The sequence below is a fragment of the Yeosuana sp. genome (assembly GCF_057126245.1).
The window spans coordinates 1-8,194 of sequence record NZ_DBNGMQ010000070.1 but is presented as its reverse complement, the minus strand read 5'-3'; the positions used below and the strand labels follow the sequence as shown (position 1 = coordinate 8,194).

General features: G+C 34.8%; 7 protein-coding genes. 2 read left to right on the top strand and 5 right to left on the bottom strand.

The window, feature by feature from the left end; translation table 11 throughout:
• Together AC15TD_RS08735 and AC15TD_RS08730 are read left to right on the top strand one after the other, a co-directional pair.
• The coding region (locus AC15TD_RS08735) for an endonuclease/exonuclease/phosphatase family protein (RefSeq protein ID WP_484451759.1) at positions 1–507 on the top strand (507 nt) is incomplete at its 5' end.
• A gap of 212 nt (positions 508–719) precedes the next feature.
• A complete protein-coding gene (locus AC15TD_RS08730) occupies positions 720–2,273 on the top strand; it encodes a sulfatase family protein (RefSeq protein ID WP_484451758.1) in 1,554 nt (517 codons plus the stop codon).
• Between the two features lie 80 nt (positions 2,274–2,353).
• Here the strand turns inward: AC15TD_RS08730 and fsa are convergent, their stop codons facing one another.
• From fsa to xylA, 5 genes are all read right to left on the bottom strand, one after another.
• The gene (gene fsa / locus AC15TD_RS08725) at positions 2,354–3,010 is read right to left on the bottom strand and encodes a fructose-6-phosphate aldolase (RefSeq protein ID WP_484451757.1); all 657 of its coding nucleotides are present in this window, start codon (positions 3,008–3,010) and stop codon (positions 2,354–2,356) included.
• A 4-nt stretch (positions 3,011–3,014) separates the two neighbouring features.
• On the bottom strand, positions 3,015–5,057 hold the full coding sequence (locus tag AC15TD_RS08720) for a transketolase family protein (RefSeq protein WP_484451756.1): 2,043 nt from the start codon (positions 5,055–5,057) through the stop codon (positions 3,015–3,017).
• A 207-nt stretch (positions 5,058–5,264) separates the two neighbouring features.
• Positions 5,265–5,537 (bottom strand): fibronectin type III-like domain-contianing protein, encoded by a 273-nt coding sequence (locus AC15TD_RS08715; protein WP_484451755.1) that lies wholly within the window; start codon positions 5,535–5,537, stop codon positions 5,265–5,267.
• A 10-nt stretch (positions 5,538–5,547) separates the two neighbouring features.
• Positions 5,548–6,930 (bottom strand): D-xylose transporter XylE, encoded by a 1,383-nt coding sequence (gene xylE / locus AC15TD_RS08710; RefSeq protein WP_484451754.1) that lies wholly within the window; start codon positions 6,928–6,930, stop codon positions 5,548–5,550.
• Between the two features lie 2 nt (positions 6,931–6,932).
• A partial coding sequence (gene xylA / locus AC15TD_RS08705) for a xylose isomerase (protein ID WP_484451753.1) occupies positions 6,933–8,194 on the bottom strand: 1,262 nt, incomplete at its 5' end.

The window sequence follows — 8,194 nt, the reverse complement described above, 5'->3', positions numbered from 1 at the left end:
AGTCCTACTCCAGATATACCCGGAACAGATTTCCATAATAACGATAACTCACGCTATGCAAGTTGGATGATACTTAAAGATAATAAAACCAGTAAGTCGATTTTTGTATTATCAACTCATTTTTATTCACCCAGAGAACAATATGAAGAGCGACATAAATCAGCGCAAATCCTTATGGATAGAGTATCGAAACTTGCTAAAGGGTTACCAGTGATAGCAATGGGTGATTTTAATATGTTTGAAACTAGTTCTGCATATACTACCATTGCAGCGCACGAAACGTATCCATTAACCGATACATACAGATATCTCTATCCAGACAATCCGGATATACAAGGTACCGTACATGGGGATGTCACTACATTCCCTGCCAAGACCAATAGTTGGCGAATTGATTATATCTTTTCCACTCATCTGAATATTTTAGAATCTGAAATTCTACATACTCAATTCAATGGAGAATATCCTTCAGATCATTTTCCAATTACTACTCGATTTACTTACTGAACTAATCCTTAACAAAGAAACCAATAAATTATTGAGCTCCATGATAAATTCATGAACGTTACCCACTTTCAATATAGAGTATCAATTAAAACTAAATAATCATGAAGTATTTTTTATCAAAAGTTAATAAAACTATGATTATTTTGTCTTATATAATTGGATAAATTCATATAAAATGTTATCACCAAAAATCTAACAAAAAATATGCTAATATGAATTTATATTATAAAAAGCCAATAGGTTTAATTAAACTAAGCTCCTATTTTATTTTAATAACTCTATTATTATTTTTTACTGGGTGTCAATCCAAAATCGAAAAAAGACCCAACATACTTTTTTGTATTTCTGACGATCAATCTTATATTCACACCTCTATTCTTGGTACTCAAGAAATTAGTACGCCTAATTTCGATAGGGTTGCCAATAGCGGGGTGCTTTTTAATAATGCATATTGCAATGTATCATCTTGTGCTCCATCTAGAGCCTCTATTTTGACAGGAAGAAATATATGGGAACTTGAAGAAGGCGGGTTGTTATTTGGAGGTTTGCCTGAAAAGTATATTTCTTTTTCACATGTGCTGCAAAAAAATGGTTATGTAGCAGGGCGGACAGGAAAAGGGTACGCGCCAGCTAATCTAAAAGATAAGCCCTACCATAACCAGCCAATAGCTCGGGCATATAATGAACTAACTATGGATTCGCCAGAAGGCATTTCCAATATAGATTATTCGAAAAACTTTAGTGACTTCCTCTCTAAAAAAGATAAAGATAAGCCCTTCTTTTTTTGGTATGGAGGTATAGAACCTCACCGCAATTATAAACGTGGACTTGGAGCTGAATCAGGGAAAGATATTTCGAAAATTGAAGTGCCAGGATTTTTACCTGAAAATGATATTGTACGTAATGATATTGCTGACTATTATTATGAAATAGAATGGTTTGATACTCACCTTGGACGTATGATTAAAACACTTGAAGAGGCTGGAGAACTCGACAATACAATTATAATTATAACATCTGATAATGGGATGCCCTTTCCTCGCTCTAAAACTACTTGTTACGACTATGGCACACATATGCCTTTGGCAATTTGTTGGGGAAATAAAATTAAAGAAGGTGCGAAAGTTGATGATTTTATAAGTTTTATTGATTTTGCTCCAACTTTACTGGATGCAACTGGTATTGATATCCCAGAAGATATGACTGGAAATAGTTTTCTAGATGTTCTCCTTGCAAATAAAAGTGGTCAGGTTGACTCAACAAGAAATAGAGTATTTACTGCATTGGAGCGCCATACCTACTGCCGCCCTGGAGGAATGCCTTACCCCATACGCACAATTCGAAAGGGCGATTGGTTATATATGATTAATTTTGAGCCAGACAGATGGCCTGCCGGAGATCATGATTTCTTTTCTCCACACCAAGGGTTTTATGGTGATATTGACGCAGGACCAACACGTGAATATTTAATTACCAATAAGGATACACCTTTGTTGAAATATTACTTCGACTTATCTATTGCAAAACATCCAGAAGTAGAGTTGTACAATGTTAAAAGCGATCCGTTTCAGTTGAAGAACCTAGCATCAAAAAGTGAATACTTTGATTTATGCGAAGAATTGCGAGCGGAACTATTTGCTTATTTAAAAAAGACGAAAGACCCTAGAGTGTCTGGATTATCGCCATGGGACAATTATCCTTATTATATTGAAGGCTATGATAAAAGACATCTTAAACCTATAGATGAAAGGGATAATGATTATTAGGTATAACATAAATATAATAAAAAACAAAAAGCTTCTTGAAAAATAGTTCAAGAAGCTTTTCGCTTGTATAATTCTATAATCTATTTATTACCCTTTTTATAATCTTCTAAAAACTGAGCTAAACCACTATCTGTTAAAGGGTGTTTTAGTAAACCTGTAATTGAAGATAATGGCCCTGTCATAACATCACTTCCTATTTTAGCACAATTAATAACATGCATTGTATTACGCACTGAGGCAGATAGAATTTGTGTTTCAAAACCATAGTTATCATAAATCTGTCTAATTTCTGCTATAAGTTGTAATCCATCGGTAGAAATATCATCCAAACGACCTAAAAATGGTGACATATATGTAGCACCTGCTTTGGCTGCCAATAAGGCTTGCCCTGCAGAGAATACTAAAGTTACGTTAGTTTTAATACCCTTATCTGAAAAATATTTACATGCTTTCACTCCATCAGCTATCATTGGTAATTTTACAACGATTTGAGGGTTTAATGCCGCTAAAGCTTCCCCTTCTTTTACCATCCCTTCAAAATCTATTGAAATTACTTCGGCGCTTACATCGCCATCTACAATATCACATATTTTTTTGTAATGCGCTATAATGTTATCTGCTCCTGTAATGCCTTCTTTTGCCATTAATGATGGGTTTGTTGTAACCCCATCTAAAACCCCTAAAGCTTGTGCTTCGGCAATATCATCTAGGTTAGCTGTATCTATAAAAAATTTCATTCTTTTAGTTTTTATATTGTTTTAAATATTCTAATACTTCTTTACTTACTTTTTCTCCCGTAAATCCAAACTTATCGTCTAAAACTTTAGCTGGCGCTGAATAACCGAAATGCTCTAATCCAAACACTTTCCCATGATCTCCAACAAGACCTTCTAAGTTTACAGGTAAGCCTGCGGTTAAACCGAATAATGGTTTGTTTTTTGGAATGACACTATTTTGATAATCTTTAGATTGTAATCTAAAAAGTCCTTCAGAAATTACGGAAGCAATATTTATTTTCAATCCGTTTTCAGATTCCAATATTTCGGCTGCTGCTACTAAGGTTGCTACTTCAGAACCATTTGCAATTAATACCACGTCTGGGTTTTCAATTTCTTTTACTAAATACCCGCCTTTTTCAGCAGCTAAAGCGTCTTGATATCTAGACCCTCCATTTGCAGGTAAATCTTTAATACCTTGTCTCGACAAAATCAAACCTGAAGGGCTGTTTTTATTTTCTAAAGCCATTTTCCAAGCGACACTTGTTTCTGCAGAATCGGCTGGTCGCATGGCTAAAAAACTATTATTGCCGCTGTGGTTTTTAAGTTTTTCTAATAAACGTATTTGTGCTTCTTGTTCAACGGGTTGATGTGTTGGTCCATCTTCACCAACTCTAAAGGCGTCATGGGTCCAAACATACTTTACTCCTAATTCTTGAATACTACTTAAACGAATGGCAGGTTTCATATAATCTGAAAACACAAAGAATGTTGCTACTACTGGTATAATACCTCCGTGTAACGCGATACCGTTGGCTATACATGCCATAGTTAATTCAGCAACACCTGCTTGTAAAAATGAGCCCGTAAAATCTCCTTTTTGAAGTGCGTGTGTTTTCTTTAAAAACCCATCTGTTTTATCAGAGTTTGATAAATCGGCAGAAGACACAATCATATTTTGGACATGTTCAGCAAGATAACCGAGCACTCCAGAAGAGGCTGCTCTTGAGGCTAATCCTGCTTTATGTTCAATTGATTCAAAATCTAATTCTGGTAATTCGCCTGATAGAAAGAAATCTAACTTTTTAGCCAATACTTCATTTTCTTGTTTCCAAGATTCAATAATCATTTTCTTTTGAGCCGCATTTATAGTTTTTTCTTCTAATACTTTTTTATAAAACGTACTTACATCCTCAAAAATATCAAATGGGCGTCCTGGATTTGCTCCTAAATTCAACAGTGTTTTTGTGTAATCTGCTCCAGTATGACCAATTGGTTGGCCATGAAGTTCGCAATGTCCTTCATACATACTGCCATCTGCAGTTACACAACCTTTACCCATAATTGTTTTACCAATTATAAGGGTTGGTTTTTCAGTTTCGTTGTTTGCATCTATTAATGCTTTTCTTATTTCATCATGGTTGTGACCATCAATTGTTACTACATTCCAACCCCAAGCTTCATACTTCATGGCGGTATCTTCTGTAGTTACTTCATCTGTAGATGTTGATAACTGAATATCATTAGAATCAAAAAACATAATAAAATTATTCAATCCTAAATGACCTGCAATTCTACCGGCACCTTGCGAAATTTCTTCTTGAACGCCACCATCAGAAATAAAACCATAAATTTTATGATTCATCCAGTCTCCAAAACGCGCTTGTAAAAATTTGGCAGCAATGGCTGCTCCAATACCCATGGTATGCCCTTGCCCCAGTGGTCCAGATGTGTTTTCTATACCTCTAGCAACATCAACTTCCGGATGACCTGGTGTAATTGAACCCCATTGACGAAAGTTTGCAACATCATCTTTTTCATAGTTTCCTAAAAGATAATACTGTGCATACATCAAAGTGGATAAATGACCCGCATCCATAAAAAAGCGATCTCTAAATGCCCAGGTCATATCTGACGGATCAAAATTAAAGAATTCTGAGTATAGTATATGCATAAAATCTGCACCTCCCATAGGCCCACCTGGGTGTCCTGAATTTGCCTTTTCTACCATTGAAACCGCCAAGGCTCTTATATTATCTGCTGCTGAATGATTAATACTTTTTTTCATTTATTAAATTTTTTATCGTTACTTTAAATTATATTCCATTTACTAATTAAAATCATAAATAAAATACTGATAAAAAACGTTACCTTTTCTTATAGTTAACCCTTCACCAAACTATTATTTATAATTTTAAGAAGTCTAACCTATAGTTTTAAAGATTTAATAAGAATAGGTGTGTTTAATAAAACTTTAAATTTGTTCTTTTTTTAATTAGTTTACCGTAATTTTTATTTCTGCCATTTTTGGAGCTTCCAATTCAAAACTTCGTTTCATGGGGCTTGAGCCACCTACATAAATTTTAAAATCCCCAGATTCTATGGTTCTTGAACCATCATTTTTTACAATCTCGAAATCTTTTGGCGTTAATTCGAATTCTAAATTTTTAGATTCTCCCGGCTCCAATGTTATTCTTTTGGTTTTAATAAGTTGAAAATTGGGCACAATAACTGAAGCTTTTAAATCAGATATGTAAACCTGAGTCACTTCATTAGATTTAACTTTTCTCCCACAGTTCTTCCATTTCCTCTAAAGTTTTTCCTTTGGTTTCTGGTATCATTTTCCAAACAAAAATAGCTGAAAGAATACTCATTATACCATAAAACAAATAGGTTGCACCACTACTAAATTCAATCATTGGCGGGTACGTGGAGGAAATAAAAAAATTAGCTGCCCATTGTGCCGCAACAGCAAGAGCAATTGCTTTACTTCTAATTTTATTCGGAAAAATTTCAGATATCAAAACCCAACATATTGGTCCCCAACTCATCATAAATGAAGCTGTATATATTATTATAAATACTAATGTCCAAATACCAATTATATTTTGAAATGCTAAGGCTGAAATAGCAATCATTCCAATAGCCATACCAATTGATCCAGTAATTAATAATGGTTTTCTTCCCCATTTATCAACCGTTAATATGGCAACAACTGTAAATATAACATTAACAAGTCCCATAATAATTGTTTGCAACATCGAAGCATCTTTTGCAGCACCCATACTTTCAAAAATACGCGGGGCATAGTATAAGGCGACGTTAATACCTACAAATTGTTGGAAAACTGACAATAAAATCCCTATGATTATTACAACTTTACCATATGCAAACAATTCACCTTTTGTAGACGACTCTACGGAGTTCTTAATTTCAATAAGAACCTCTTTCGCTTTTTCGACGCCATTAAAACGAGTAAGTATTGACAATGCCTTATCATCTTTATGCCGCAAAGCTAAATATCTGGGAGTTTCAGGCATAAAAAACATAAGAATTGCAAAAATAGAGGCCGGAATTGCTTCTGAAACAAACATTCTTCTCCAACCAATTTCATTTATCCATTCAACGGTTTGTCCTTCAGCAATACCCCAATTAACAAAGTATACTACCAACATTCCAAAAATAATTGCAAACTGATTTAATGAGACAAGTTTACCCCGAATATTTGCCGGAGCAATCTCACCTATATACATCGGACATACAGCCGATGCTAAACCAACTCCAATCCCTCCAATAATTCTATAAAAATTAAACGTCCACAATAAACCCATTGTTGGAACTCCTCTTTCAAAAAACAAAAATTCAGGATTCCCTGAACCTAATGCTGATAAGAAAAATAAAATTCCTGCAATAATCAATGCGTTTTTACGACCATAAGAAGAGGAAACAAGCCCAGATATGGCGCCACCAATAATGCAACCAATTAATGCTGACGAAACGGTGACACCATGTATAAATGAACTTAAACCTTGGCTAGTAATTAAAAACTCTTGAATAGACTTTTCCGCACCAGATATCACTGCAGTATCGTAACCAAACAATAATCCTCCTAACGTAGCTACTAATGTAACAACGTAAATAGATAGTTTGTTCTGTTTCAAAACTAAATATATTGATTAATTATATTTTCAAACAATTCTTGCTTACCACTTTTTAATGGTAACTCACCATTATCCTGAGCAATTTTATATAAATCTTGCAAGCTTAATTTACCCGCTTCAAAATCTTTTCCTTTTCCAGAATCAAATGAACTGTATCGTTCTGTTCTTAGTTTTTCATAAGGAGATGATGATATAATCTTATCTGCAATAAGCAACGCTCTTGCAAAGGTATCGGCCCCTCCAATATGAGCATGGAACACATCTTCCATATCAGTTGAATTTCTTCTGATTTTGGCATCAAAATTAACACCTCCACCTTGTAAACCACCAGCTTTTAAAAATACCAACATGGCTTCGGTTGTTTCTTGAATATTATTTGGGAATTGATCGGTATCCCATCCATTTTGATAGTCTCCTCTATTAGCATCTAAACTACCTAACATGCCTGCTTTGGCCGCTACTTCAATTTCATGTTGGAACGTATGTTGTGCCAGCGTAGCATGATTTACTTCTATATTAATTTTAAAATCTTTGTCTAATCCATATTGTCGTAAAAACCCAATAGCTGTTGCTGTATCAAAATCGTACTGATGTTTCATGGGCTCCATGGGCTTTGGCTCGATAAAAAAGTTACCTTTAAATCCTTGTGCACGAGCATAATCTTTGGCCATGGCTAAAAATTGCCCCATGTGGTCTAGCTCACGACCCATATCAGTATTTAATAAAGACATATAACCTTCACGTCCTCCCCAGAATACGTAATTTTCACCACCTAATTTAATAGTGGCATCCAATGCCAACTTAATTTGACCACCGGCTCTAGCTACCACATCAAATTCAGGGTTGGTTGCAGCACCATTCATATATCTTGGATTAGAAAAGCAGTTAGCCGTACCCCAAAGCAGTTTAATATCAGATTGTGATTGTTTTTCTTTTATATAATCAGTAATAGCTGCCAATCTTTTTTCAGATTCAGCAAATGTTTGTCCTTCTTGAACTAAATCGTAGTCATGAAAACAAAAATAGTCAAAGCCCATTTTGCTAATAAATTCAAAAGCAGCATCAGCTTTATCTTTTGCCGCTTGAATTGGTTCATTAGATTGGTCCCAGACAAATTTTTGAGTTCCTGGTCCAAAGGGGTCCGATCCTTGTCCACAGAAGGTATGCCAGTAAGCTATTGCGAATTTAAAATGCTCACGCATGGTTTTTCCTGCTACTATTTGTTCTGGATTATAGTATTTAAAAGCTAAAGGATTATCTGAAT